Source organism: Lederbergia graminis (genome assembly GCF_042655485.1).
Taxonomy (GTDB): Bacteria; Bacillota; Bacilli; order Bacillales; family Bacillaceae_C; genus Lederbergia; species Lederbergia graminis.
Window position 1 is genome coordinate 1 of record NZ_JBHSMC010000013.1, and the last position, 25,518, is coordinate 25,518.

Here is a 25,518-nt window from a genome sequence, read left to right on the forward strand (position 1 = left end):
GCTGAAGTCAATGGCAAGCAGCTACGCTGTGGCCGTCCATTTTACTATATAAAGTTGGTTGAAAATGTTGTAATAACTTTTACACAATATTATGGACTTGACTCATTTTCCTCTCACCTGGGCACGCAGCAACCTCTAGCGTGACCACCTCCGCAACTTTTCCCTTCAACCGGGCACGATACGACCTCCATCGTGACCACCTCCGTCCATTTTCCTCTCACCTGGGCACGATGCAACCTCCTGCGTGACCACCTCCGCAACTTTTCCCTTCAACCGGGCACGATACAACCTCCATCGTGACCGCTTCCGCCCATTTTCCTCTCAACCGGGCACGATGCAAACTCCATCGTGACCACTTCCTTCAATTTCTCCTTAGAGTGGGAACGCTACAAGTTCTTGCGTGACCGCCTCCTCAATTTTTCTCTTCTACCGGGCACCCGGCAAGCTCCAACCTGACCGCTCCCACCCATTTCCCTCTCAACAGGGCACGCGGCCCACCCCATCATAAACTCATATCCCTTAAACCAATCCAACTTTCAGCAATAAAAAAAGACTTTCAAAAGTCATGTATTTCACTTTGAAAGTCTCCTTATATTATTGATTTCTTCTCCAGTCAAGATGTCCTTTTTCTAAACCGCGGATGAGTAGTTCTCCTGTCCCCATGTTCGTTGCTAGTGGCACTCCGTACACATCACATAAACGCATAAGGGCGGATACGTCTGGTTCGTGTGGTTGCGCAGTTAATGGATCACGGAAGAAAATTACCATATCCATTTCATTTTGAGCGATATAAGCACCAATTTGTTGGTCGCCACCAAGTGGTCCAGATTGAAATCTATTAATTTCTAAGCCTGTTGCTTCCATGATTCTTAAGCCCGTTGTTCCAGTCGCAAATAATTCATGTTTTTCCAGAATTAATTTATATGCTGTCGCAAATTGGATCATATCATCTTTCTTTTTATCATGTGCAATTAAAGCTATTTTCATTTGTACTCCCCCTTAATTGTCTTTTTTAGCGATGATTTCGTATTGATCTAGTCTAATTTCAAACAGTGTAATTGGATCAAGGAACTTCTCTGGGTTTTCCTTTATTTCCGTGTAATCAACCCTATTTTTCTCTAGTTCGTTATTTTTTAATATGACTGTATCTTTTAATGTTTGATAAGGTTCTTTAAAGAAGATTTGGATATCCCGCGCAATTGCTTTCTCGATCAATTCGAATTGACGGAAAAATTTATTGATTACCGACTCAGCTGCTTCTACATAGTCTTCTTTCTCAACGAAGTTCTTATACGTGTTTGCAAGAACGGTATTATTTTTCGGTAGACTTCCAAATAATTTCCCAGCGCTTTTTAGTAAAACTTGGGAAGGCGTTCTTCGTAGTAAAATGTTCTCTTTATCAATTGAAACATTGTCAGAGAGGCGTTCTGCATCCCTTTTCCAATCTTCTAATATAGAGAAATCACATAAAAGATCTAGCGAATCCACACCAAGTAATTCATTAAATCCAGTACTCCATTCATCCATCCGTTCTTGACTTTCATTAAGTTCAGCTTGGGATTGCGCTATCCAGTCTTGAAGCAATTGCTTAAATAGTGGAAGTATCGTCTCATTCATATAATTTCTGATGCGATTATTCATTTCAATATTTAAATCTAAATGAATGGTCCGATAATCCGTATCTTCCTTCATAATTTCCGTTGTTGATTTCAAGAATAAAGGAATCTCTTCCTTCATTTTAGCAGTTAATTTATCTTTCATAGACTTATACGCTTTTTGTAAAACACGAATCTTTTCTTCTTGCATATCCTCTAATTGATGGACAGAGCCATTCAGGCGTCCAACGATATCATCATTGATTTCTATCGACTCAGATAATGATGCTTTCAATTCCTGTTGTTTATCTACTAAACTAGCAAGTCTTTGTCTAGTAAAAGCTAATAGATCTAACGAGCTATTAAAAGAAGGGATGACCGTTTCTGTCCCCAATTTATTATCTTTCTCCCAGCGTTTAATTGCTTGAAGTAGATCGTGACATTCTGTAAGAATATCAATTTCCAAGTGTTCTTCTGCTAGAATTGTACGTCCAGCATTAATAATTTCCTCTGTAAAAAGTTCAGGGAATTGATGATTCCATGCTAACACTGCTGACGCAGCAAAAACACGATCATTTGGACCTGCTACTTTTATCCATGCAGTTAACAAATTCGGTACAACAGGTTTCATCACTGCTAGAGAGTATTTGCCACCAATCATATCGATATATTCTTGCATATAATATGGAGATATGACTTCTGATTCCTCTTTCACCAATTGATTTATTACCTGTAGCCATTCAAAATAAATTGATTCATTTTTATAATGATTCCATAATTTGTCTACTATTTGTTCAAAATGTAGTTTACTTTCTTCTCCAATGACCTGAAGTACAGGAAGATAGTATGTAGGATTTTTCTTGTGCAATTGATCATTTTCAAAAATCGAAAGTAAAATATCAAACCATTCAGTTGATTTTGTACGAATCGATTCATTTACAGCTATCTCGAGTGCATTTTCCCAATCTTGTTGTTCTACAAAGAACGAATAAGCAATCTTCGAAACATTACGGTAATCGGGATCTAGTACAACCGCATTTTTGATCATTTGATTCGCTTCATTAAATTTGTTTTGCTGTACATACAAATGAAACAAGCGCAAATTAATTTCTGTATTAAGGATAAGCGAATCTGTTGTAATTGATTTATATATGTTTTCAGCTGTATCTAAAATATCAGACTCAACATAGGCATCAGCCATATTTTTTCTTGCCCAAGGTTCTAAGTTGTTATGAACATTCTCCCATTTATAAATGGCAGCTTCATAGTCTTTACAATGATAATAGATTTCCCCTTGAGCAAAGCGAATATCGGATAAATCTGAAAAGCTTTGTTTTTGTTCCTCAAAATACAATTTCCCCATAACCTCAACAGGGTGCTGGTTTTCATTTTCCATGAAAGTTTTTTCATAGTATGTTTTATCGATTAATACTGATTCAATCTCTACCATGTTACTCACCATCTCCCTTAGCATTTTAGTTTAGATCTGCAGGATACTTAAGGCCAAATTGCTTTCTTGCTTCCTCCACAATATTAGCTACAATAAGTGAATTCTCATGAGAATTCATGTCTGATTCTAATTTTCCAGATTTTATTAAATGAATAAACTCCTCTACTTCATAATACATGGAAGGATGAATTGTTTCCGCTCCAATTTCTTCCATCTTTCCATCTCGATAGCGTAGTTCAATTCTTTCTAAATCTGATATTTCTTCTATCAGGAAACTTCCTTCTTCGCCTTGTATCTCAGATGGAACGTAAGAATTTACAATTTTAGAATGAGTAATGACAGCTTCAAAACCGTCATATTCCAATAATAAACTTCCGCCACCATCCACTCCAGATTCTAGCATAACGGCATTTGCTTTTATTTTCTTTGGAGCACCAAATAAAACAACTAGTGGAAAAATACAATAAACACCTAAATCCATTAATGAACCATTTGAAAATTGTGGATTAAATGCATTTAAAATCGTTCCCTGACGATAGGCATCATAACGGGATGAGTATTTACAATAACTAGCATGGTATCTTCTTACTTTTCCGATTTTATGTAAGTTGTCTTTTAAAGCAATAAAATTCGGTAATAATGTTGTTTTCATCGCTTCCATTAAAACAACGTTATTTTCCCTTGCTGTATTAATCATTATCTCAATTTCTTTTGAATTAGAAGCTAGAGGTTTTTCACAAAGAACATGCTTCCCATTTTTCAACATAGTAATTGTTTGTTCTAAATGAAGAGAATTAGGACTTGCTATATAAACGGCATCGATTTTATCACTCTTTGCCATTTCCTCCAGATTCGTAAATACATTTTCCACTCCATATTTCTGAGCAAATTCACGGCCCTTCGTTTCTGTACGAGAATAAACAGCCGTCAACTGAAAGTCATTATTTTGTGAAGCCGCTTCGAGCAAGCGATCTGTAATCCAATTAGTTCCTATTACTCCGAATCGAATCATTTTCATTACCTCCTAAGTTCATGAAAACATATTTATTTATACTATATTGTATTTATCACTTTCTTGCATTCATCTTGACGAAAAATAGCAAATAAAGTTTTTTCATAGCAAAATTAGTCTTTGCATCCCGAAGATGTTGTGGTAGAATAATTCCTATATTATTCAAACAATTTTTATAATGAAAAAAGTGATGATGAAGAAGGCATTGAAGAGAATTCCAAAGAGAGTCGATGGTTGGTGAAAATCGGCGAATTAGCTTCAAAAGCTCAGCACTTCTAAACTGGCAATATGCCCGGCGCAAGTCGTTAATTACTCGAGGCTATATGAATGAATACTGCTCATAAATATGGTGAACGAGGGTGGCACCACGATTTTACGTCCCTCATAACTAGGCAAACCTGTCTGTGTTATGGGGGCGTTTTCATTTTATTACAAAGGCAATTGTTCTTCTGTAATATAGCAACAAGTTGATTGTAAAAGGTGCGAGATTCTGCGGAAAAAGCGGGTCAGGGTGAATCCCTACAGATAGCATAGCGATCCCTAACCACCCGTGGAAAGCGAGTACCTGGCAGTTCGCCACTTCCTGTGGCAACACCTGCACCTGCACAACCTGTGCGGCGAAGCGAAAATCAACAGTATTAATTCAAAAAAACATTATTCTGGAGGTTGAAATTGTCATGTACAAAGTTCTAGTAGCCGATGCAATTAGTGATACTGGGTTAAAAGCATTATATGATCATCCAAACTATGTTGTGGATAAAAATCCAGGTTTAGCACCTGATGCTTTAAAAGAAATTATCAAAGAATACGACGCTTTGATTGTTCGCAGTCAAACACAAGTAACAGCTGATATTTTAGAACATGCAAGCAACTTACGAGTCATCGCTCGTGCTGGTGTTGGAGTAGACAATATTGACGTTAATGCCGCTACAAAAAAAGGTATTATCGTAATTAACGCTCCTGGAGCAAATACTATTTCTGCTGCAGAACTTACAATGGCAATGATGCTATCTCTAGCAAGAAATATCCCACACGCTCATGCATCTACATCAGCTGGTAAATGGGAACGCAATAACTTTAAAGGTGTTGAGCTATACGAAAAAACACTTGGAGTTATTGGGATGGGGAAAATTGGTTCCGAGGTTGCAAAACGTGCAAAAAGCTTCGGTATGAATATTCTTGGCTATGATCCTTATTTAACGGAAGACCGTGCTGGAGAAATGGGAATTACGAAAGCGTCATTAGATGAAATTGCTGCAGAAGCTGATTTTATTACTATTCACACTCCTCTAATCAAAGAAACAAGAGGACTTGTAAATGATGACTATTTAGCTAAAACGAAAAAAGGTGTTCGAATCATTAACTGTGCACGTGGTGGAATTATTGATGAAGCTGCGCTTGTACGTGCGTTAAATTCTGGTCAAGTTGCTGGTGCTGCACTTGATGTGTATGAAACAGAACCATCTACTAACACAGAATTACTTAGCCATCCGAATGTAGTTGTAACTCCACATCTAGGAGCATCAACTGTTGAGGCGCAAGAAAAAGTAGCTCACGAAGTTAGCGAAGAAATTATTGAAATTTTTGAAACGCAAACAATCCGTTCTGCAGTTAATATGCCACATGTATCTGGTGAAACACATAAGAAGTTACAACCATATATTGATCTCGGTGATCAAATGGGTGCACTTGCGATTCAATTATTGAAAGAAGCACCAGATAAAGTGGAAATCACATATTATGGTCAGCTTTCCAAGGAAAATACAGAGTTAATTACTCGTACGATTGTGAAGTCAATACTTGCTCAGCATTTAGGTGATGCAGTAAATCTTATCAATGCGCAACATTTGTTGAAAGACCAAGGAGTTACTTCAAATGTTTCTAAAAATCCAAAGAGCAAAGGATTTGCTAGCTACATTGAATTAACTCTTTACAGAGGCGAAGCAAAAGCAAATATTGGTGCAACACTACTTAATGGTTATGGTGCTCGTATTGTGAAAATGAACGACTACCGTGTAGATGTTCGTCCAGAACCATTCTTACTTTACATTAAACATCATGATATCCCTGGTATGGTTGGTCGCGTTGGCTCCATGCTTGGTGATTACGATGTAAATATTGGTACAATGCAGGTTGGACGTTCTGTTATTGGTGGAGAAGCTGTCATGGTATTAACGCTTGATAAAGCAGTTGAACCAGAAGTAATTAACGCTCTAACAGCGATTAAAGGCTTAGAGTATGCTCAATTTCTTGAATTAACAGATGAAAAAATACCAGTTCATAATTAATAAAATGAGGACCGCATTCAGTATGCGGTCCTTTCTGTATAATTAATGGCAAATTCCTAAATTAAATGCTGCAATCCTCGCTTGTGAAAATAGAGTAAAACCCCAAAGGAAAATTCCAACTCCATGTATGATATACCATTTGGAAAATCTGTTGTAGTATTTTCTAAACATAAAAGCAACAAGTGAAATGATTGTGATAATAATGGTTAAGCCTAACATTGCTTTAAAACTAGATGCCCAATAGAATTTATTATCTAATAATGGTACGACAGATATCGGTATGTCATAGACTGTAACGTAATAAATGCCTAACCCCCACGATAAGATCATTAGTCCTAGTAATATATAAAATAGATATTTCCGCAACTGACTCCCCCTTTTCATTCACAAATTTCAAGTAAGATATTAATTCTCAATTTTTAATCCCGAGTATTTCAATATGTTTATCTTATTTTATGAAACTATTGAAAATAAGTCAATCGGAAAAATGCAAATTGTCTTACATTTATTATTTATTTTTACTCATGAATTGATTGATTTTTGTACAGCAGTAATTTTAATGAGATGATAAATAAAAATAGCAATCTGAAAAATCCATTCAGATTGCTATCACAACGATTATTTTACGGAAGCAAGTACAAAATCCCTTACATCCATTACATTATCAAATATATATTTCACATTATAATTTTCAAATTCAGCACGAGCATTCTTGCCTGATAAGCCTGTTAATACTGCTGCAAATGTACTGCCCATTTTTCGTGCTGCAAGTAGATCTGCTAATGAATCGCCAACAATTAAAACCTCTTCTCCGTTTTCAAGTGGAAGTTGCGTTTCGATACACTCCAAAGCTGTCTTCTGTTTACTAGACAATGCCATGACATATGTGTATGGATTCGGTTTAGATAATTGCAGATTTGGATATTCACGTTCGGCTGCAAGCACATCATCCGCCGTTACAATATTATTCACATTGAAATACTGTAACCAATTGAGATGTTTGAAAGGTTCAATCGTTTCTAACTCTGGACGGCCTGTCCCAATTCCAATCATAATACCTGCATCTTTCAGTTCAGCAAACATACGAGCAATCTCTTCTGCCGGAGCAAGTACCTTTTCCTGTGACAAGAAACCTTGTTTACCGGTTTGGACGGATGGCCTCCCTGTCGATTCTAATACATTATCGTCTCCAACATACCATTCCTGACAAATGTGTTCACATGTATCCCATAAAGCCCCAGATTGTGCAAATTGAGAACCAGAAACATCAAGCTTTTCTTTTACCAATTTGTCTATATGAGTAAATAAACCATCCTTTGTCTTTTCAGCATCCGCAAAATTATCAAGCAAACCAAGAAAATCCAATTGAACATTCTTAGTTGCTAATACTTCCCCAATTTCTTGAAGAACTTTCCGATCAATGGGATTTGTAACCCACTTTTCAATATTTGCTTTTTCCGTGCCTTTCACCTGTTCTAGTAAGTGGATTAATTGATTACACACTGTTACGTAAATCATATCCCAGTTTGCATTTAAACCTGCAGATTTTAATAATTTTAAGACTTGATCATCCACAAAAACATTGGAACGAATCTCAGCAATTTCCTCATCACTATATTCCACTTTATTTTTATTAGGCGCTAGCCCTATGTATTTACCACTATTTAATATTTCCCAAACCGTAAGTGCTGATGAATCGAAATAGCGTTCCTCACTTAATAAAACACCATCCACATCAAACAAAACTGTCTTAATCATTCTAATGCCCTCACTTCCAATTATGCTTCTTTATAGTTTAGCAGACTAATTGTTGAATTTCCTTAAAAATCTGTTAACTAATCACATTATAATAATTCGCCTATACACAATTTTTTTATTTGAATAAAATAACTGCGAACTAATTATATAGCCAGGGAGGGATAATATGTCTAGCAATAGAAAGGGTAAAGAAATTCATGTGGAAAACTTAATTATTCACGCTAAAAATGTAGAGATTATAGAAGATGATAGAGATAGAAAACATGACCGTCCGAGAAGAAACCCTTGGGACTCCTTCTGGGGAAGAGGACCATTTGGTAATCAAGAAGATAACGATAACGAATCAAGTGATCACAGATAATAAAAAACTACCGGCATAAGCTGGGACAAAAATAAATAGAAATGAATGAAAACCAAACTATAACGTGAGTCTACAAAATAGTTTGGTTTTTTCTTACTTTAGAATATTAGGAGTGATCCAATAAGAATCGAATAATACAAGCGCAGGAAATACACGGAGACTCCTACGGGATGTGCGGGAGGCCACTGAAAAAGTCCCTTGAATTTAGCGATATGGTAAAACAGAGCTGTTGATTTCCGTTCCAGGCGGCTTTGCTTTCCACGGGGCGTGCGGTGAGCCTCCTCATCGCAAATGCTCCTGCGGGGTCTCACCTGTCCCGCTAGTGAGGGCACTGAAAAAGTCTCTAATTTTGCAGTAGAAAGTTCAAATACATCGAACTTTCTACTGCTTTTTTACTTTATAATAAAGATACTAATTATATGTAGGTGATCTTCCAAATGCTATCAAACCAAGAGTCTCTAAATCTAAGCCCATTCATGGCAATATACGACATAGTTGTACCGAAAGACAATATGTTACGTAAGATCAATGAACTTGTAGATTTTACATTTATATTTGAAGAATTGAAGACAAAATATTGCCTTGATAACGGGAGGAACGCAGTTCCTCCAATTCGTATGTTTAAATATCTACTGTTAAAATCATTTTTTGATTTATCTGATGTCGATGTAGTAGAACGATCAAAATATGATATGTCATTTAAATATTTCCTCGATATGGCACCCGAGGATAAAGTCATCAATCCAAGCTCGCTGACTAAATTCCGCAAACTCCGTCTTACAGATGAGGGTTTATTAGATATGCTTATAGGGAAATCGGTTGAAATCGCGTTGGAACACGAAATTATTAATAGTAAAACGATAATCGTGGACTCTACACATACAAAATCTCGTTATAATCAAAAATCACCAAAAGAGTTTTTACAAGAGAAATCAAAAAATGTTAGAAAAGCAGTGTATCAAATTGATGACTCTGTAAAAGAAAAATTCCCCGCAAAACCAACTTCTAATGAAATTTCAGATGAATTGGATTATTGTAATCAAATCATTTCAATTATTGAAAGAGAGCCACAAATCGCAGAGGTGCCTTCTGTTAAAGAGAAGTTAAATGTTTTAAGAGAAGTCACGGAGGATTTCAAAGAAAACCTTAGCTATTCTAATGATCCTGATGCCAGGACAGGACATAAATCTGCAGACTCTTCTTTTTTTGGTTTTAAAACGCACCTTGCGATGAGTGATGAAAGAATTATTACTTCAGCAGTTGTGACAACAGGTGAAAAAAGTGATGGGAAATTCCTGCAGGAATTAGTTCAGAAGAGTCAAGCAACAGGAATGGAAATTGATACAGTTATTGGAGATACTGCGTATTCTGAGAAGGGTAATATTAGCTATGCCCAAGAAAATAAACTAACTCTCGTTTCTAAATTACATCCAATCATAACACATGGAACACGAACAAAAGAAAATGAGTTTGAATTTAATAAAGATGCTGGATTGTACGTATGTAAGGCAGGTCACTTAGCAACTGGTAAAAAATACGACAGAGGAAATGGAGAAAAGAAAAGTCCAAGAATTAGATACACATTTGATGTAGAAAAGTGTAAAGTCTGTCCACTTCGTGATGGATGTTATAAAGAGGGAGCGAAAACGAAGTCCTACTATGTAACAATTAAATCCAAAGAACATACCGAGCAGGAAGCTTTTCAAAACACAGAGGAGTTTAAGAACTTAGCGAAGTCTCGGTATAAAATTGAAGCCAAAAATAGTGAGTTAAAACACAGACACGGGTATGATATAGCATCATCTGCGGGTCTATTTGGTTTGCAAGTCCAAGGAGCAACGACGATATTCGCTGTCAATCTAAAGCGAATTATAAAATTGCTCAGTGAAAAAGAGTAAAAAATAGCAACATAGTAGGGCAATTTCCCTCTTAAAACAGTGGGAAATTGCCCTTTTTTTGCCATCAACTACTATAATAAACAAAAATATGAAAGATTTTCAGTGCCCTCATGTGCGGTAGCCTGGAGCCCCCACATATAGAAAAGCGAAGGCGACTGTTTAGCGGTGTACGAACGGGAGACAGTCCTGCACTGAGATAAAGGAAACACGGCAAGGAACGAGCCGATGTTGACTTATCGTAGGGGAAGGAATGTCTCGTTCGCTAGCCGCTAGGAGCCTGAGCTAGACAGGTGCGATCAGCACCGAGGAGGCTTCCGAACCTTGTCTAGCTGTAGGCGCTATCGGCTCGAGGTCAAATAACTGAGACATGAAAGGCAAAGAACGCCTTTCTTTGTCTCAGAACATTTGCTTGTCGCGGGCCCGCACGATGCGGGTCAGGAAGGCGTTGCAACAGGATGTTGCGAAATTAGCCTTCCTTCAAGTCCCAAGCGCCTTTCGCTTTTCGAATCCCGCGGAAAGCGAGCTCCTGAAACGGAAATCAACAGATTTAGATTGATAATTAATTTTTAGAAATCGGGTTACAAGGAATTACAGTTTCATTTTATTGGACAAGCATTTTTTATTAACAACTAATCCTCATCCTTCGCATCCCAGTCTTCAGGAATAGGTTCTGATAAATACTCCTCCACTTGTTTTTTATATTTTTCCAATTGCTCAAAATGCGTATTAAACTGTTCTTTATAAATTAAGTAATTCTCCCCATCAAAGATAGCTCTAATTTTCTTCTGTAAAACCAAACTTTTTACAGTTGCTACAGGAAGTTCTAAATACTCAGCTGTTTCCTCAATTGTTAAATACATTATTTCCCACCTCGAAATATATTGACTAAAAGTTACATATTATAATAGAATAACACTTTGGGCTATAGCCTACGTGGTTCGTAACCATCCCACGTAAAAAAACTAGGGAGAGATTGAATTGAAAATTAAAACATTAGTAGTAAATAGTATTTTGGCTGCACTTTATATTGCAGTTACAGGTATTATTGCACCATTCGGCTTTACGCATATCCAATTCAGGGTATCGGAAATGTTTAATCATTTAGTGGTTTTTAACAAAAAATATATTTTCGGTATAGTAATTGGTGTCTTCATTTCCAACTTACTTTTTTCCATACTACTCCCATATGATTTAATATTTGGAGTCGCACATTCGATTATAGCATTATCTTTAACGATTTTCTCTGCTAAATATATTAAAGGAATCTGGCAGCGAATGCTATTTAATACGATTATCTTTTCGTTTTTGATGTTTATCATTGCATTCGAGCTTAACCTTGCACTGGGATGGCCATTTTTCTTCACATGGTTAACAACTGCGATTAGTGAGTTAGTCGTGATGGGTATTGGTATACCAGTTATGATTGCTTTAAATAAACGAATTAACTTTAAAGATATGATTTAAAGAAGAAAGTTAAAAGAGAGTGTCTTATACGGTTTAAACCGTAGACACTCTCTTTTTTACTTTCTCTCAGGTGGAACTTCTTTATTTAATAACTCGAAGAAATTAAGCACAGTAAAGTAACTCATACCTAAGTCTCCGAAACCTTCAAATGCGGATAAAACATCAACACTACATCTTAGTGGCTCCACTTGGTAGACTGTAATCGTGATTTGGTTACGTCTCATCCCTCTTTTTTCAACGAGGATTTCTCCACGCTCTTCATCAACATGAAGGATTTTCCACCCTTTTAGCTTGTTATTGATGATAAACTTAATTTTCTCCATTAATGCTGGTCTTTTTATTTTGTAATAACGACTCTTTAACTTTGGATCTTTAGCACGGTCACTAGTTTCTGTACTAGTTCTCCATAATCCCGTTAATACTCTGGCAACTGACATGCTTTTCCCCTCCTTTTCACACAAGTGACAACAATATGTACTATTATATATATTATATGACTTTTAGAAGCAGTATGTCCATGGTCACGAATATTTAGGTCTATAAATCTTTATACTAATTCAGCAAGCAATCTCTTCATATTCTCTAACCCAACTTTCGTCCCTAGCTTACATTCTTCCATCCCTTCAAATTCCAGCGAAATATAGCCATCATAATTAGAATTCTTAATGATTCTAATAATCTCCCTTACATCGATATCGCCTTGACCGAATATGGAACCACGTAAATAGTTTCCGGCAGTTGTTCGGAAGAAACCATCTCCTGGATTTTCACTTGCAGGGCGAAGATAAAAGTCCTTGAAATGAATCATGGATGCGTAAGGAATATTTTTCTGTACAGCTGAAACTGGGTTTTCATCTACACATAAAAAGTTACCGATATCTACTGTTGTTTTAAAATTCGCTCGGTTCACTTCATGGACTAGTCGTTGAATTCTATCACTTGCTTGTACATAGTAGCCATGGTTTTCGACACTTGTGATAATACCGAATTGAGTAGCATAGTCTGCAATTTCTCGACATGCTTTCACTAGTGTTGGGAGATCGTGCTCAAATTGAATGATAGATGTTTCCTCCAGTGGACGAGATGCGACATCGTGGCGCATCATTTTTACACCAAGTTTATGTGCGATATCTACTTGTTCTTTGACTCGCTTAACCTCTGCTTCTACTCCCACTTCGCTATTTTGAATAAAATTAGCTCCTACTAAATAATGGGATATTTCTATTCCGACTTTATCAGCCTTATCACGAATATAATCTATTAGTTTGTCATCCATACTGAAACCGATTGGAACAATTTCGAGATGATCTGCTCCATTGTCACTTGCCCACTGGATAACATCCAATATGTCCATTTCTCCGGATTGTAATGCTTGATTTAAGCTATAAGAACTAATCCCAATCTTCACTACTATCCCCCCTCTATGACAATACTTTTCTTACTAAGGATACAGATTGTTTTTTCTCAAAAGATTCATAGGCAGCCTTTACTACTTCTAAAGTTCTTAAACCATCTTCTCCTGTAATTGATGGATTATCTTTATTTTTTACCGTAGTAATGAAGTCATCTACTAGGCCCGCATCCATATCATCGGCAAACGAAAGTTGTTGGATATTGTCAGCGTTATCATTATAATGGACAGTATGCTGCTTAAAGGCATCTACTTGTAAGTTACCTTTCGTTCCGATGAAGTTCAAATACACATCGCCCCAAGTCGGGAATGTTTGTGGTCGTGACCAACTCGGATCAATCGTCGCAATCGCACCAGATTCCAGCTCCAATGTAATAATTCCACAGTCCTCGACATCAATATCATAAAATCTTGTATCTAACTCGGCATACACACTTTTTACCTCATCTTTTACAATCCACCTAATCAAATCCATCACGTGAACAATGTGGTCTGTTGCCGCTCCACCACCAGATAGCTTTTCATCAATGAACCAGCCACCTGGCATTTTCCCATGGTTTGTACTATTGATGGCAACCACTTCACCTATTGCCCCACTATCAATCGCGGCTTTCGCATTACGAACAGCTTCGGAAAAACGTACAGGAAAGGCGATTTGTAAAATAACATCTTCTTCCTTACATGTGTTGATCATCGTTTCTGCATCTTCGATCGTCGTAGCAATCGGTTTTTCACATAAAATATGTTTCTTTGCTTTAGCAGCTTTTACGACATGGTCTTTATGGTTGGCATTTTCAGAACAGACAATGACGGCATCGATGTCGGTAGATAATAATTCATCGAGATGATTAAAGTATGTGCATTGAAAATGTTGAGCCATTTGCTGTCCGCGTTCTTCGTTACCATCCCAAATTGCCGCTAACTCCGCATCGGGACGGTTCTTAATATGAGTCGCGTAACTATGAGCGTGCATATGGGCGAAACTAATGATTCCTACTTTCATCTCATTTCACTCCTTCTAAAAACGATACTGGCTGTCCTGTTTCAGCAGACTTTCGTGCAGCTTCCGCAAGTTGAATTGCCTTTAATGCATCATGTGCCGTAACAATCGGTTCGGTTTGATTGGAGAGAATTTGAATAAAATGTTCTAACTGGCGATAATACGGGTCTTTTTTAAGTGCTGTTCTTGGTAATTGGTATTCACGATTATGACGAGATTGGAATGCTATTGGAGTACTATCATCATAATTATAGGTAATCATCCCTTTATCCCCTGCTAATTCATAGGAGGCGCGGAATTGTGTTTCTGCCCATGATAGCTCGATATGAGCAATAGTCCCATCCTCCATTCTTACTGTAATGAGACCATATTCCATGTCCTCTCTTTGAACTCGTTTTGCCATTACCCTTTTCACATCACCGAACGTCCATATTAGCCAATCAAACTCATGAACTCCTAGATCAAGAAACAGCCCACCACTTTTCGAGTCATCTGTGTACCATGAGTTCACTTGTGGGTAAGGTACTCCACGTGACATCCGTATAACTCCAGGTGTACCTATTGCTCCATTGTGAATTTGGTTACGTGCATTTGCATACTCAGGGAAAAATCTCAATGTATGACCAACAAGCAATTGAACTCCGTTATCCTCACAAATTGATATGAGCTTCTCTGCTTCTTCACTATTTATAGCGAGTGGCTTTTCACAAATAATGTGTTTCTGTGCTTGCGCAGCTTCTTTTATAAATTCTCCATGTGAATATGTAGGAGTACAAATATCAATGATGTCCACATCTGTTTTTGCTATCAAGTCTTGAAGACTCTCATATGGAGTAGTTTCATATTTTGCAGCTACTTCTTGTAGTTTCACTTGATTTCTGGCAATTACTCCAACAATCTCAACACCATCCATTTGCGACCATGTGTTTAAGTGTCTTTGCCCTAACTTCCCAGATCCAATGACAGCAACTTTCATTTTATTCACACTCCAATCTATTAATATACTGGATCAATTGCATCCTTACCTGTTAACACCGCTACAACATTCTCAGCTGCACGCATCGCCATTGCTTCTCGTGTTCTTGCAGTTGCAGAGCCGATATGCGGGATTGTTACTACGTTTTTCAGCTGTAAAAGTGGATTGTCTGTTTCGATTGGCTCCTGTTGGAAGACATCTAATCCAGCACCATATATTTGTTTTTCTAGTAATGCTTTAATTAATGCTTGCTCGTCCACTGTTTTACCACGGGAAACATTAATGAAAATCGCAGACTCCTTCATCATGGCAAATTCTTTTTCACCGATTAAATGTTCCGTTTCAGGAGTAAGTGGCGTCATAAGCACAATAAAATCAGACTGTTTTAATAGAGTCTCCATGTCTGCGTACTTTGCGCCAAACTTTTCTTCTGCTTCCGGTTTTCGATTGCGATTATAATAGAGCACATCCATATCGAAACCAAATTTTGCCCTCTTCGCAATTGCCTCACCTATTCTACCCATTCCTATAATTCCGATTGTTGTGTGATGTACATCAATCCCAAAGTATTCTTGTTCGAATTTTGTTTTCTGCCAGTTCCCTGCTTTTACAAGACTATCAAGCTCGGTAATTCTCCTAGCACTTGCTAAAATCAACGCGAATGCTAAATCAGCAACGGTATCATCTAATACATACGGTGTATTCGTCCCAATTACACCATGCTTTTTCATCGCTTCAATATCAAAATTATTAAAGCCAACTGAAACATTGCTAACAACTTTTAGATTAGGGGCACGATTTAATAATTCATCATCAATTTTCACCCAAGTTGTATATAAACCTTCTACATCTTCAATTTCTTTTAACAGCTCGTCCTTTGTTATTGGGCGCTCTTCTGTCCATTCTTTTATTTCACAATGTTGATCGATATATTCACGTACGTGATCTGGAAGTGGTATGGTTACATACACTTTAGGTTTCATTTTTGAATTCCTCCTCTTAAGGTAATTCTAATTATTCTGTCATTATAATTGTATGCTTTATTAAAGCCGCTGGCAATAGATGGAATTAGGGATATAGTATCAAATATCAAAGATTAATAGCTTTTATAATGGTTCGTGAGGTGGAGAATTAGATCTCTGTATCGCTATGAAGACAGGTTCTACAATTATTCTGATTTTTGTCTTCATACGAGTGCTTTGAGGACAGTTTATGCTAGTTTCCTTTAGTTTTGTCTTCATACACCGGTTATGAAGACAACTTTTACTCTTTTGCTGTTTATTTGTCCTTATACTCCTACTATGAAGACAAATATAACTACATAATCGATTTTTTGTCCTCATACTACCGGTATGAGGACAGTTTTATCTTTTATTCTATTTTTTTGTCTTCATACAACGGTTATGAAGACAACTTTTACTCTTTTGCTGTTCATATGTCCTCATACTCCTACTATGAAGACAAATATAACTACTTAACTAATTTTTGGGGGCTGGGAAAGAGGAATATATATGCAAATAAAAACCGAACTATAACTTGATTTTAAAACAAGATAGTTTGGTCACCTATTCAATTACAAAAAATTTATAGTTACCAGCGGAGGAAATACACGAAGACTCCTGCGGGAATAAAGGCCTCGATGAGACCCCGCAGGCGTTTAGCGCCGAGGAGGCTCATTAGCCGCCCGCGGAAAGCGAAGTGTATTTCCGAAGCGTTATAGCTACACTTACATTGTTCGGATTTACATTCAAGTCAAATGGTTATGTCTCAACCTCGTTTTATCTTTTATTCTATTTTTTTGTCTTCATACGAGCGCTTTGAAGACAGTTTATGTGAATTCCACTTATTTTTTTCTTCATACTCCTACTTTAAATACAGATTATTTTCTTAAAAATCATCTGAAAGAAATGTTCAACGAAATGAGCAATTTATTCCGAGATTTAGACGACAAATGGTACACTGTTAACACGTAGTAGTGATTCAGCAGGAGGTAAGATGTAAGATGAAATTTACTGGTTTTGAAAAACGCGATTTCGATACTTTTCATATAGAAAGTCTTGCAGGAAGAATGGAAGCAATCCAGGACAGAATTCAGCCGAAGTTTCAAGCTATTGGTGAAGTACTGACAGATGATTTAGCAGCAGTGCTTGGTAATGAGATGTTTCTCCATATTGCAAGACATGCTCGACGAACGGTTAATCCACCAAAGGATACATGGCTGGCAATTGCCAATAATAAGCGTGGATACAAACAACATCCTCATTTTCAAGTAGGACTGTTTGATGATCACGTGTTTATTTGGTTAGCATTTATTTATGAATTACCTGGGAAATCAGACATAGCTAAGAAGTTTTTAAATGATATCGATATTATCGAAGAAACAATCCCTAATGACTATGTGATATCACTTGATCATATGAAAAAAGATTCCATCTCGATGGAAGAAATCAATTTAAAAGAAGCACTCGTTCGATTCCGTGATGTGAAGAAGGCAGAATTTCTTATCGGCCGTCACATTGATGCAAATGATCCCATTCTACAAGACGGAGAACGTTTTATTGCATTAGTTAAAGAAACATTTGAAACACTTATTCCAATATACAAATTATCCTATTCATAATGACAAAGAGCAGGTATTCCTGGATGGAAACCTGCTCTTGTTATTTAATTCAGCGTAAATGCTTGGTATCGGAATTCGGACCAATCATCTGCTTCTGTTTTCACATATTCGACTTTGATTGTAATTTCTTCTTTACCTGAAGTGAACTCTTCTGGTATGAAGAAGTCCGCATCTCGCCATGCATGTGTTATATTAGAACCTGCATGATACCACGGTCCCACCTGTTCACCATCAACATAAACCTCTGCCAATTGATTAGGGAGGATTTGATCAAAACGTCTTCTCAGTACAACTCCCTTGTTTTCTTGCGCTATCTTCATAGAAAATTCGCTAAAACCGTTATGTGAACGACCTTCATCTTCTACTCCTTCTGCAAAATTACCTTCATACGTGTGTGTTAATTTTCCAGTCCAAGTTTCACCTGATATTGTGTAGCTATGTTCTTCTTCACTTGCCGTATCACCTATATCCAATTCATCCGTCATCGTCATTCTCGGTTCAGGCTGATGATAATATAAAGCTAGTAACCAGTTTTCAGAACTAATATCATTTGCTGCGCCATGCTCGATGGACGCTTTAATATGACTTCTGAATGGTATCGCCTCTGCCATGAAGAAACGGTAGTAACTCGATGATTCCACATTGTTTTCTACTTTTACTGAGGTGTATCCAGCAAGTTGAGTAGAAAATTCCCCATATCCGAAATACCATGCTCCATTGTAGAAATCTTCTGTTCCAGTTCCCTGAATTACCGGTGTTTCACTATGGTCAATATAAATTCGCTCGTCTCCTTCTAAATGCCAACGATCTTCAATCGATGATTGCCCCAGCTCCACTCGTACAGATTGAACAACACCAATAAAGTGTCCTGCACCTTCTTCTTCTAGTATGAGCAAATCTTCTCCATCACCAGCTTTCGCAAACTGATGATTCATTTGTGTTTTAAAATATCCAACATCTGAAAAGGATTCTGCAAATTCACGATGAGCTAGTTTAAAACTTACTCCATCAATCTTTTCTTCTGAATCATTAACTAACACGATTTTTCCACTTTTCTCAAATGGCATCGGTATATTCAAGTACATTTCTCCATCGGAACCCATTCCAGCATAAATCGACCGAGTTTCATACACTTCAAACATTCCCATTGCAAATAGCGGACCAATTGGTGCATCTACACTTGGTTCTTCTTCTCCATCCCAATAAGCTTGAAGACGAATACCTTGCAATAAATGTTCTACATTTACTTCCGATTTTTTTCCGGCAATTTGCGAAGGTTCAATACCAGGAATTTTCAAAGATAACCAATCAATCATTCGAGAACCTTCTAATAATGCCACCTCTAGTTTTGACTGTGCTTCTAATGTTATCGTTTCCTCGACCATTTCTTGGTCTTGATGGACATTCACTGGTTGCCCGTTCCAAATCTTATTCCATATATCATTCATTTTTTCTACATCTTCAGTTCCATCCCATGTTTTCACTTCTGTACCAGGGGCATATAGGTGATAACCAATATTGTAGAAATTATGGACTCCAACTCCATTAGTAGTAATCTTAATCGATTTGTTGAAATTCAACGGAACATTTGATACGAAACCACCGCTGGATAGGAAGTTATGATGTACTAATGGTGCAAGGAAAGGGGCTGTGTCCCCTGTAAAAACATCTTTTAGTCGCATATTAATACTCGGTTCTTCTTCCCCATCAAAATAAATCTTGATATAAGAATTGAACTCATTAAAGGCAGTGAACCACATACGATGTACTGTTCCTGGTCCTTTTACATCAAGCATTACTTTGTCACCGTGTTCATCCTCGTACAAAAAGTTTCCTTTATCAAAACCATCATAGTTTCCACCACTGCGGTCATAACTAGACGCACCACCCGCAAATGTATCTAATCGTAACAATGGTAATTGATCATAGGAATCCAACACTTTATTGATATAGGTTGTGGAATCAGGGAGGTCTTCTTTCTCTTTATCCTCTTTTTGTGTTGTATCTTCCACTTCATCCGTTTTTGGGTTGGAAGTAGTATTAGAATCAAATTTTTGTGCAATGAATATTGCGGTAACGATAACAACTATTAAAATCGCTATTAAAATACTAATTTGCTTTTTTCTCATTTTATTACTCCTCGTATAACCCTTGCATTATTGTTCCTCTATAATGGGAGCATCTTGTGGTGTGATACTTGGGTTAAAGTCTTTAATCGTAGGCCAGCCGTCCACCCATTCTATTTTATCGATGAATAATGGTCGTCTCGTTGCTCCACTACTTAATGTTGGATTATCAGCTGGAATACCGTGATACACCAACCAGTCATTCCCAGCATCATCCGTAATTACCGCGTTATGTCCCGGTCCTACAATATGACCTTTTCCCTCTTCAGGTGGGATATAGCCAAATAACAGAAGTTCTCCACGGTGGTGTATCATATCATCACCATTTTTGTTTACATAAGGGCCGAATAATGACTCAGAACGACCAACCCCTACATTATAAGAACTATTTTTCCCTGCACAACAGGATCCGTTAGAGCCAAATAAGTAATAATAGTCATCCCGTTTTATCACATATGGGGCTTCGTAGTTAGGTCCTGCAACATCAATTCGTTCACCAGCAACGGATAAACCGTCAGGAGCTAATTCAACCGCAAAGGTACCAGAAGTAATTCCTCCGAAAAATAAGTACGGTGTTCCATCCTCGACATAGAGCATTGGATCAATTGCATATACACCCATTTCTGCTGTATCTGTTAATTTTCCATGATCTTCAAATGGGCCAGCAGGATCATCTGCTACCGCGACACCAATTCCTGGGTTTTGATCCCCCCATGTCGATTTTGTATAGTACATATAATATTTACCGTTAAACTTCTGAACATCAGGGGCCCAAACCCAACCATCTTTCCAATTCGGTTTTGTTTCAAAAGCCTTCCCAATATACTCCCAATCTACCAAGTTTTTAGAGCGTATAATAGGTGCTACTTTCAATCCAGCACCATCTCCCCAATCATCCTCTGTTGCATATGCGTAGAAGTATCCATCATCCCCTTTAACAATGGACGGGTCCGCGAATACTGGTTCGAACACTGGGTTTTGATACATTCCCTCTGGAACGTCCTCCGGATTAACGATACCTGTGTCTTCGGGTTCTTTCTCGTCACTTTCCTTATCCTTTTCAACATCCGCGTTCGTTTCAGTTTTATCGGTTGGACCTTCTTGCTTGTTCGTCGTTGTTTTATTTCCTGTGTTGATGGCAATTGCTACTACGATAATTACTACAGCAATTGCAGCCAAAATGGGTAACCAAAGTTTCTTCTTCAACCACATCTACCTCCCTATCGTAAATTTGTTGCTTATATTGTTTTTTTCTATTAATATATGTGTAAACGTTTTCCTGTTGCTTATAGCTATTATATCCGATTTTACCTTTAAAATATTTGGCATTATTAAAGAAAAACTTAACTAATATTGCGTTTTTTTAGTATTATTTTTTATATACTAGTATGAAAGAGAGGGATTCATATGGACTTAAATTATTTATCTCCCTATATAAGGGTTGCATGGGACAGCATCATTGATGATCCTTTTCACATACATACACGAGTAATCTTTGATTATGAGATATTATATGTAAAAGAAGGTGAGCTCGAGGTTACTATTAATGATACAGTTTATTATGGGATTCCAGGGGATATTTTTATTTTTAAACCGAAGGAACATCACTCTATTAAATTAATTAGTAATTCAAGATTACATCAACCTCATATCCATTTTGATTTCTTTTATCAAGAGGATAGCCAGGAGGTAAAAGTATCATATAAACCATTACATATGATGTCAGATGAGGAAAATAAGTGGTTTCGAACAAATATTATTCCAGATATGCCAAACCATATACGACTACATAACCCTGGAATTATTGAAAAACTTATTTTTGATATTATTAACGAAATGGAGAGAAAGCTTCCTTATTATGAAATATCCGCCAAAGGCTTATTTATTCAGCTGTGGACGGAACTGTTACGTGAATATCATTGGATGCAAAATAAACATCTAGTTTCCAACTTTAAACAACTGGAGCTAGTAAAGGCTTATATTAGTCGTAATACAGATCGCGAAGTTACGCTAGATGAACTAGCAGAGATTGCTAATCTTAATAAATTTTACTTAGGAAGACTTTTTAAGAAAACATATGGAGTAACCCCAATACATTTTCATTTAGCCATGAGGTTAGAGAAAGCAAAACAATTACTCCAATTTACCACATTTCCCATCACCATCATTTCTGAAAAACTTGGCTTCAGCAGTATCCATGCATTTAGTCGAGCATTTCGAAAATTTGAAGGTGTATCTCCGTCCTATTATCGAAAAAAGAGCTAATTCCAATTGGAACTAAGCTCTTTTCACATTAATTTTACTAATCAAAAATCCAATGATTCCCGCAATGACTGCAGGTAATAACCAACCAATTCCTTGCTCATACAATGGAAGATTGATTAGTATGCTTTCGATTGATGACGATGTAAAACCTGCAGCTTTGAAACCATCTGTAATACTTACTACTGCTGTAGCAACCAAAGGTAATGTGTAAACGATAGGTCTGCGGTCGAATGTCTTATCAATAAAGGACATCAACATTAATACGATTGCGAGTGGGTAAATCATTAATAAAACGGGTACAGATATTTCAATTAGCTTTGTCAGTCCAACATTAGCAACAAAAGCACTAAAGCCCGCAAAAATGAGAACGAGAATTTTGTAAGACAGCTTTGGTAGCAACTTTTGGAAGTATTGCGCACATGCAGTAACAAGCCCGATAGAGGTCGTTAAGCACGCAAAAATGATGGTCAGCGCAAGAATGATAGTACCTGATGATCCATACAACACATTAGATGCGAGCGTTAATATGGCACCACCATTTTCTTGTATTCCAATAGCTCCAACACTTGTTGCTCCAATATAACCTAAGGAAATATATACAAGAGCTAGCCCAATGGATGCAATAATTCCTGCAAATATTGTTGCTTTCATCATTGGCTTTCCAGCTTCTAGTCCTTCATTCTTTAAGGAATTTATGACGACAATACCAAAAGCAAGTGCTGCTATAACATCCATCGTTAAATAACCTTGTACAAAACTTTCGAAAAATGCATTGTTGCTAAAATCTCCTTTTGGATCTTCAAATGTACCCATTGGTGTTAAGAAGCTTTTTAGAGCAAGTAACCCAATTACAATTAGTAGAATTGGAGTAAGAATTTTTCCAACCCTATCTACTATCTTCGTTGGATTTAACGCGAAGAATATTGTAATGAGAAAGAATGCGATTGTAAATATTGCGAGTGTCCAAGGCTCATGCTGCAATGATTTCGGTAAAAACGGGATAACTCCGATTTCATAAGAAACTGTTGCAGTACGAGGAATTCCAAAAAATGGCCCTATCGATAAATAAATAGCAATAGTTAAGCAGACACCAAAAATAGGGTGCACTCTACTTGCTATCGTTTCAAAATTACTACCTGAATTTGCAATCGCAATAACTGCAATTAAAGGTAAGCCCACTCCTGTAATTAAAAATCCAATCATCGACAATATAAAATTGTCACCTGCTTGTTGCCCAAGTTCTGGCGGAAAAATAATATTACCAGCTCCTAGAAACAAAGCAAACAACATTAAACCGACTGTTATATTCTTTTTAAAAGGTAATTTTCGAGACTGATTCATGATAAAACTCCTATAAATTAATTCAACACCTTATCTATTATATAGAAAAAGTTTCATTTGTCCCGAAATAAACCTTTATTTAAATATTTTGTAATATGGTAATTTTTCCAACCCTACCCATAAACTAGTCTGTTCTATTTGAGAGGCTAACTGGAGCAGTAATCTTTCTTGTCCTTTTGCAGCCATAAATTGTACGCCAAGTGGTAATCCTGCCTCCGAAAGATGCACTGGAACCGATATAGCAGGTTGACCAGTTAAATTAGCCAATTGGGTAAAAGGTGTATAGGTTAAGCTTGGTAAAAACATTTCATATATAATTTCTTGTTTTTCCGCACTAGTAACTGCTTTTTTCATCTGCTCTCTTAAGTTCTCTTCGTTTTCAGCGGTATGGGTTAGTTCCCCTATTTTTGGAGCAATATTAGCATTTGTAGGTGTAATATAAAGATCGAATTCTTCATGTAAGTCCGCCATTTGCGCTGCAGCATTGTCCCATGATGCAAGACTTGCAGAATATTGTGCAGCGGTAACACATTTACCTGCTTCATTTAATAACCAAGATTCAATTTCCAAATCTTTTTCTGAGACCGGTCGTCCAATCGCTTGTTCCACTTGTTCGACCAATCCGGATATTTCTCCACTATTCATAAGATAGTAATTACGCATTAATTGGACGCCATCTACTCCATTATCACGTTCTTCTACTACATGACCTTCAGATTCTAACCATTTAACAATTTTTAAGACAGCTTGCTTAGCATCATCCGAAACGGGAGTTCCTACTGGAGATGCTGTTGAGAAGGCAACTTTTAATGGTTTTGTAAATGGTTTACCTAAAATGTCGAGTGAACTACCAGGAAGCAAAGGAGTGTGGAATGCAGCTGATTGTTGTATAACTTGAAGCGCATCGAGCATTGCTGCACTATCTCTTACCGTTTTACTTAACACAAAATCAATCGAAGCACCTTGCCATTGACGTCCAGCTCCAGGTCCAACTGGCGTCCTTCCTCTCGTTGGCTTAAGACCAACTAAGCTTGTGAATGATGCTGGTATACGGATTGAGCCTCCTCCATCACTTGCTCCTGCTAGCGGAACAATCCCAGATGCAATTGCTGCCGCCGCTCCACCACTGGAGCCTCCAGGAGAATAGTCCGTATTCCAAGGATTTCTCGACGGCCCATAAATTCGTGGCTCAGTTATATTTTTCAGACCAAATTCTGGTGTATTTGTATGCCCAGTCACAAGAAATCCAGTTTTTAATATTTTATCGACGAAATAGGAATTACGATTTGCTATCGATGATTGGAATAAACTCGATCCAGAGGTAATCGGCTCCCCTTTTAATGATTGAGAAATATTTTTTAATAAGATTGGTACCCCCGCAAAAGGGCCATTATTTGAGAAGTTCTCTGCTTCCTCCAATACCTTATCCATTCTATGATGGACAACAGCATTCAAGTCTGGATTTACTTTTTCCATTTGAGCAAAACTTAGTTTAAGTATCTCCCTGGGAGTTACTTCCTTTTTCTTGATTAACTCTGCTATATCCGTAGCATCTAGTTTTGTGTATGTATGAAGATTCATGTATAACACCTCTATGGCATTTTAAAGCTATTGTATCATGTTTGATTAGCACACTTAATTTAACTGCCTTCAAGCTACTCGTTATGGGAAAAGTGTATTCTTGATGACTTCTTTTTGGGGTAAGCACTATGTGATTGGTAAGGTTGACATTTCAGTATGGAATTATGGATAAAATGGATGATAGATGCGTTCTAATGGACGTTATAATGTTGAATTCAATGCAAAATGTCCGATAGAAACACTCTATTGGACATTTCATCACGGAATCCATAGCAAAATGTCTGATAGAAACACTCTATTGGACATTTCATCACGGAATCCATAGCAAAATGTCCGATAGAAACACTCTATTGGACATTTCATCACAGAATC

Annotated in this window: 21 protein-coding genes and 1 riboswitch; of the genes, 6 read left to right on the forward strand and 15 right to left on the reverse strand. The window is 37.2% G+C overall.

The genetic code is table 11. The features are described 5' to 3' along the window. Positions 1-594: 594 nt before the first annotated feature. The 3 genes from mgsA to ACFPM4_RS09240 are packed head-to-tail and all read right to left on the reverse strand — an operon-like array spanning position 595 to position 4,057. Positions 595-987, reverse strand: a complete 393-nt coding sequence (gene mgsA / locus ACFPM4_RS09230; RefSeq protein WP_382350528.1) for a methylglyoxal synthase — start codon at positions 985-987, stop codon at positions 595-597. A 12-nt stretch (positions 988-999) separates the two neighbouring features. Next, positions 1,000-3,045 (reverse strand): tetratricopeptide repeat protein, encoded by a 2,046-nt coding sequence (locus ACFPM4_RS09235; RefSeq protein WP_382350531.1) that lies wholly within the window; start codon positions 3,043-3,045, stop codon positions 1,000-1,002. A gap of 25 nt (positions 3,046-3,070) precedes the next feature. Beyond that, positions 3,071-4,057, reverse strand: coding sequence for a Gfo/Idh/MocA family protein (locus tag ACFPM4_RS09240; RefSeq protein ID WP_382350534.1), 987 nt, complete (start codon positions 4,055-4,057; stop codon positions 3,071-3,073). A 677-nt stretch (positions 4,058-4,734) separates the two neighbouring features. On the opposite strand from ACFPM4_RS09240, the gene serA reads away from it, so the two are divergent. Beyond that, positions 4,735-6,345 (forward strand): phosphoglycerate dehydrogenase, encoded by a 1,611-nt coding sequence (serA, locus tag ACFPM4_RS09245; RefSeq protein WP_144928273.1) that lies wholly within the window; start codon positions 4,735-4,737, stop codon positions 6,343-6,345. A 42-nt stretch (positions 6,346-6,387) separates the two neighbouring features. Here the strand turns inward: serA and ACFPM4_RS09250 are convergent, their stop codons facing one another. After that, a complete protein-coding gene (locus ACFPM4_RS09250; RefSeq protein ID WP_382350538.1) occupies positions 6,388-6,711 on the reverse strand; it encodes a hypothetical protein in 324 nt (107 codons plus the stop codon). A gap of 252 nt (positions 6,712-6,963) precedes the next feature. Next, complete coding sequence (locus ACFPM4_RS09255) at positions 6,964-8,103, reverse strand: HAD family hydrolase (protein WP_382350541.1); 1,140 nt, start codon at positions 8,101-8,103, stop codon at positions 6,964-6,966. A gap of 166 nt (positions 8,104-8,269) precedes the next feature. Between ACFPM4_RS09255 and ACFPM4_RS09260 the strand changes: the two genes are divergently transcribed. Together ACFPM4_RS09260 and ACFPM4_RS09265 are read left to right on the forward strand one after the other, a co-directional pair. After that, positions 8,270-8,464, forward strand: a complete 195-nt coding sequence (locus ACFPM4_RS09260; protein ID WP_382350544.1) for a hypothetical protein — start codon at positions 8,270-8,272, stop codon at positions 8,462-8,464. Positions 8,465-8,901: 437 nt separating this feature from the next. Continuing rightward, entirely contained in the window at positions 8,902-10,362 is a 1,461-nt protein-coding gene (locus ACFPM4_RS09265; RefSeq protein ID WP_382350547.1) for an IS1182 family transposase, read from the forward strand. A gap of 629 nt (positions 10,363-10,991) precedes the next feature. Here the strand turns inward: ACFPM4_RS09265 and ACFPM4_RS09270 are convergent. After that, complete coding sequence (locus ACFPM4_RS09270; RefSeq protein WP_144928265.1) at positions 10,992-11,222, reverse strand: excisionase family DNA-binding protein; 231 nt, start codon at positions 11,220-11,222, stop codon at positions 10,992-10,994. A 67-nt stretch (positions 11,223-11,289) separates the two neighbouring features. Next, positions 11,290-11,334, forward strand: a riboswitch (PreQ1 riboswitch). A 6-nt stretch (positions 11,335-11,340) separates the two neighbouring features. Here ACFPM4_RS09270 and ACFPM4_RS09275 point away from each other — a divergent pair. Next, positions 11,341-11,826, forward strand: coding sequence for a QueT transporter family protein (locus ACFPM4_RS09275; RefSeq protein WP_382350551.1), 486 nt, complete (start codon positions 11,341-11,343; stop codon positions 11,824-11,826). A gap of 56 nt (positions 11,827-11,882) precedes the next feature. Here the strand turns inward: ACFPM4_RS09275 and ACFPM4_RS09280 are convergent, their stop codons facing one another. From ACFPM4_RS09280 to ACFPM4_RS09300, 5 genes are all read right to left on the reverse strand, one after another. Further along, positions 11,883-12,263: a hypothetical protein gene (locus ACFPM4_RS09280; RefSeq protein WP_144928262.1), complete on the reverse strand. Its 381-nt coding sequence runs from the start codon at positions 12,261-12,263 to the stop codon at positions 11,883-11,885. 110 nt (positions 12,264-12,373) lie between these two features. Further along, positions 12,374-13,234 carry a sugar phosphate isomerase/epimerase family protein gene (locus ACFPM4_RS09285; RefSeq protein WP_382350555.1) on the reverse strand — a complete coding sequence of 287 codons (861 nt, stop codon included), beginning with the start codon at positions 13,232-13,234 and terminating at the stop codon, positions 12,374-12,376. A 13-nt stretch (positions 13,235-13,247) separates the two neighbouring features. Then, the gene (locus ACFPM4_RS09290; protein ID WP_382350558.1) at positions 13,248-14,240 is read right to left on the reverse strand and encodes a Gfo/Idh/MocA family protein; all 993 of its coding nucleotides are present in this window, start codon (positions 14,238-14,240) and stop codon (positions 13,248-13,250) included. 1 nt (position 14,241) lies between these two features. Continuing rightward, a complete protein-coding gene (locus ACFPM4_RS09295) occupies positions 14,242-15,213 on the reverse strand; it encodes a Gfo/Idh/MocA family protein (RefSeq protein WP_382350979.1) in 972 nt (323 codons plus the stop codon). Between the two features lie 20 nt (positions 15,214-15,233). Next, positions 15,234-16,196: a 2-hydroxyacid dehydrogenase gene (locus tag ACFPM4_RS09300; RefSeq protein ID WP_382350561.1), complete on the reverse strand. Its 963-nt coding sequence runs from the start codon at positions 16,194-16,196 to the stop codon at positions 15,234-15,236. Between the two features lie 1,019 nt (positions 16,197-17,215). Here ACFPM4_RS09300 and ACFPM4_RS09305 point away from each other — a divergent pair. Next, positions 17,216-17,833 carry a YktB family protein gene (locus ACFPM4_RS09305; RefSeq protein ID WP_144928970.1) on the forward strand — a complete coding sequence of 206 codons (618 nt, stop codon included), beginning with the start codon at positions 17,216-17,218 and terminating at the stop codon, positions 17,831-17,833. A gap of 44 nt (positions 17,834-17,877) precedes the next feature. Here the strand turns inward: ACFPM4_RS09305 and ACFPM4_RS09310 are convergent, their stop codons facing one another. Further along, on the reverse strand, positions 17,878-19,962 hold the full coding sequence (locus ACFPM4_RS09310; protein WP_382350565.1) for a glycoside hydrolase family 172 protein: 2,085 nt from the start codon (positions 19,960-19,962) through the stop codon (positions 17,878-17,880). A gap of 27 nt (positions 19,963-19,989) precedes the next feature. After that, entirely contained in the window at positions 19,990-21,165 is a 1,176-nt protein-coding gene (locus ACFPM4_RS09315; RefSeq protein WP_382350568.1) for a family 43 glycosylhydrolase, read from the reverse strand. Positions 21,166-21,366: 201 nt separating this feature from the next. On the opposite strand from ACFPM4_RS09315, the gene ACFPM4_RS09320 reads away from it, so the two are divergent. Further along, positions 21,367-22,224 carry an AraC family transcriptional regulator gene (locus tag ACFPM4_RS09320; protein WP_382350571.1) on the forward strand — a complete coding sequence of 286 codons (858 nt, stop codon included), beginning with the start codon at positions 21,367-21,369 and terminating at the stop codon, positions 22,222-22,224. Between the two features lie 12 nt (positions 22,225-22,236). Here ACFPM4_RS09320 and brnQ read toward each other — a convergent pair whose 3' ends face one another. Together brnQ and ACFPM4_RS09330 are read right to left on the reverse strand one after the other, a co-directional pair. Further along, entirely contained in the window at positions 22,237-23,565 is a 1,329-nt protein-coding gene (gene brnQ / locus ACFPM4_RS09325) for a branched-chain amino acid transport system II carrier protein (protein ID WP_382350574.1), read from the reverse strand. Between the two features lie 75 nt (positions 23,566-23,640). Then, entirely contained in the window at positions 23,641-25,146 is a 1,506-nt protein-coding gene (locus ACFPM4_RS09330; protein WP_382350577.1) for an amidase, read from the reverse strand. Positions 25,147-25,518: the final 372 nt, after the last annotated feature.

Excerpts from the sequence above, each read along its gene's own strand:
- mgsA (WP_382350528.1), bottom strand. The coding sequence starts at position 987 with ATGAAAATAGCTTTAATTGCACATGATAAAAAGAAAGATGATATGATC.
- ACFPM4_RS09235 (WP_382350531.1), bottom strand. The coding sequence starts at position 3,045 with ATGGTAGAGATTGAATCAGTATTAATCGATAAAACATACTATGAAAAA.
- ACFPM4_RS09240 (WP_382350534.1), bottom strand. The coding sequence starts at position 4,057 with ATGATTCGATTCGGAGTAATAGGAACTAATTGGATTACAGATCGCTTG.
- serA (WP_144928273.1), top strand. The coding sequence starts at position 4,735 with ATGTACAAAGTTCTAGTAGCCGATGCAATTAGTGATACTGGGTTAAAA.
- ACFPM4_RS09255 (WP_382350541.1), bottom strand. The coding sequence starts at position 8,103 with ATGATTAAGACAGTTTTGTTTGATGTGGATGGTGTTTTATTAAGTGAG.
- ACFPM4_RS09260 (WP_382350544.1), top strand. The coding sequence starts at position 8,270 with ATGTCTAGCAATAGAAAGGGTAAAGAAATTCATGTGGAAAACTTAATT.
- ACFPM4_RS09265 (WP_382350547.1), top strand. The coding sequence starts at position 8,902 with ATGCTATCAAACCAAGAGTCTCTAAATCTAAGCCCATTCATGGCAATA.
- ACFPM4_RS09270 (WP_144928265.1), bottom strand. The coding sequence starts at position 11,222 with ATGTATTTAACAATTGAGGAAACAGCTGAGTATTTAGAACTTCCTGTA.
- ACFPM4_RS09280 (WP_144928262.1), bottom strand. The coding sequence starts at position 12,263 with ATGTCAGTTGCCAGAGTATTAACGGGATTATGGAGAACTAGTACAGAA.
- ACFPM4_RS09290 (WP_382350558.1), bottom strand. The coding sequence starts at position 14,240 with ATGAAAGTAGGAATCATTAGTTTCGCCCATATGCACGCTCATAGTTAC.
- ACFPM4_RS09295 (WP_382350979.1), bottom strand. The coding sequence starts at position 15,213 with ATGAAAGTTGCTGTCATTGGATCTGGGAAGTTAGGGCAAAGACACTTA.
- ACFPM4_RS09300 (WP_382350561.1), bottom strand. The coding sequence starts at position 16,196 with ATGAAACCTAAAGTGTATGTAACCATACCACTTCCAGATCACGTACGT.
- ACFPM4_RS09305 (WP_144928970.1), top strand. The coding sequence starts at position 17,216 with ATGAAATTTACTGGTTTTGAAAAACGCGATTTCGATACTTTTCATATA.
- ACFPM4_RS09310 (WP_382350565.1), bottom strand. The coding sequence starts at position 19,962 with ATGAGAAAAAAGCAAATTAGTATTTTAATAGCGATTTTAATAGTTGTT.
- ACFPM4_RS09320 (WP_382350571.1), top strand. The coding sequence starts at position 21,367 with ATGGACTTAAATTATTTATCTCCCTATATAAGGGTTGCATGGGACAGC.
- brnQ (WP_382350574.1), bottom strand. The coding sequence starts at position 23,565 with ATGAATCAGTCTCGAAAATTACCTTTTAAAAAGAATATAACAGTCGGT.
- ACFPM4_RS09330 (WP_382350577.1), bottom strand. The coding sequence starts at position 25,146 with ATGAATCTTCATACATACACAAAACTAGATGCTACGGATATAGCAGAG.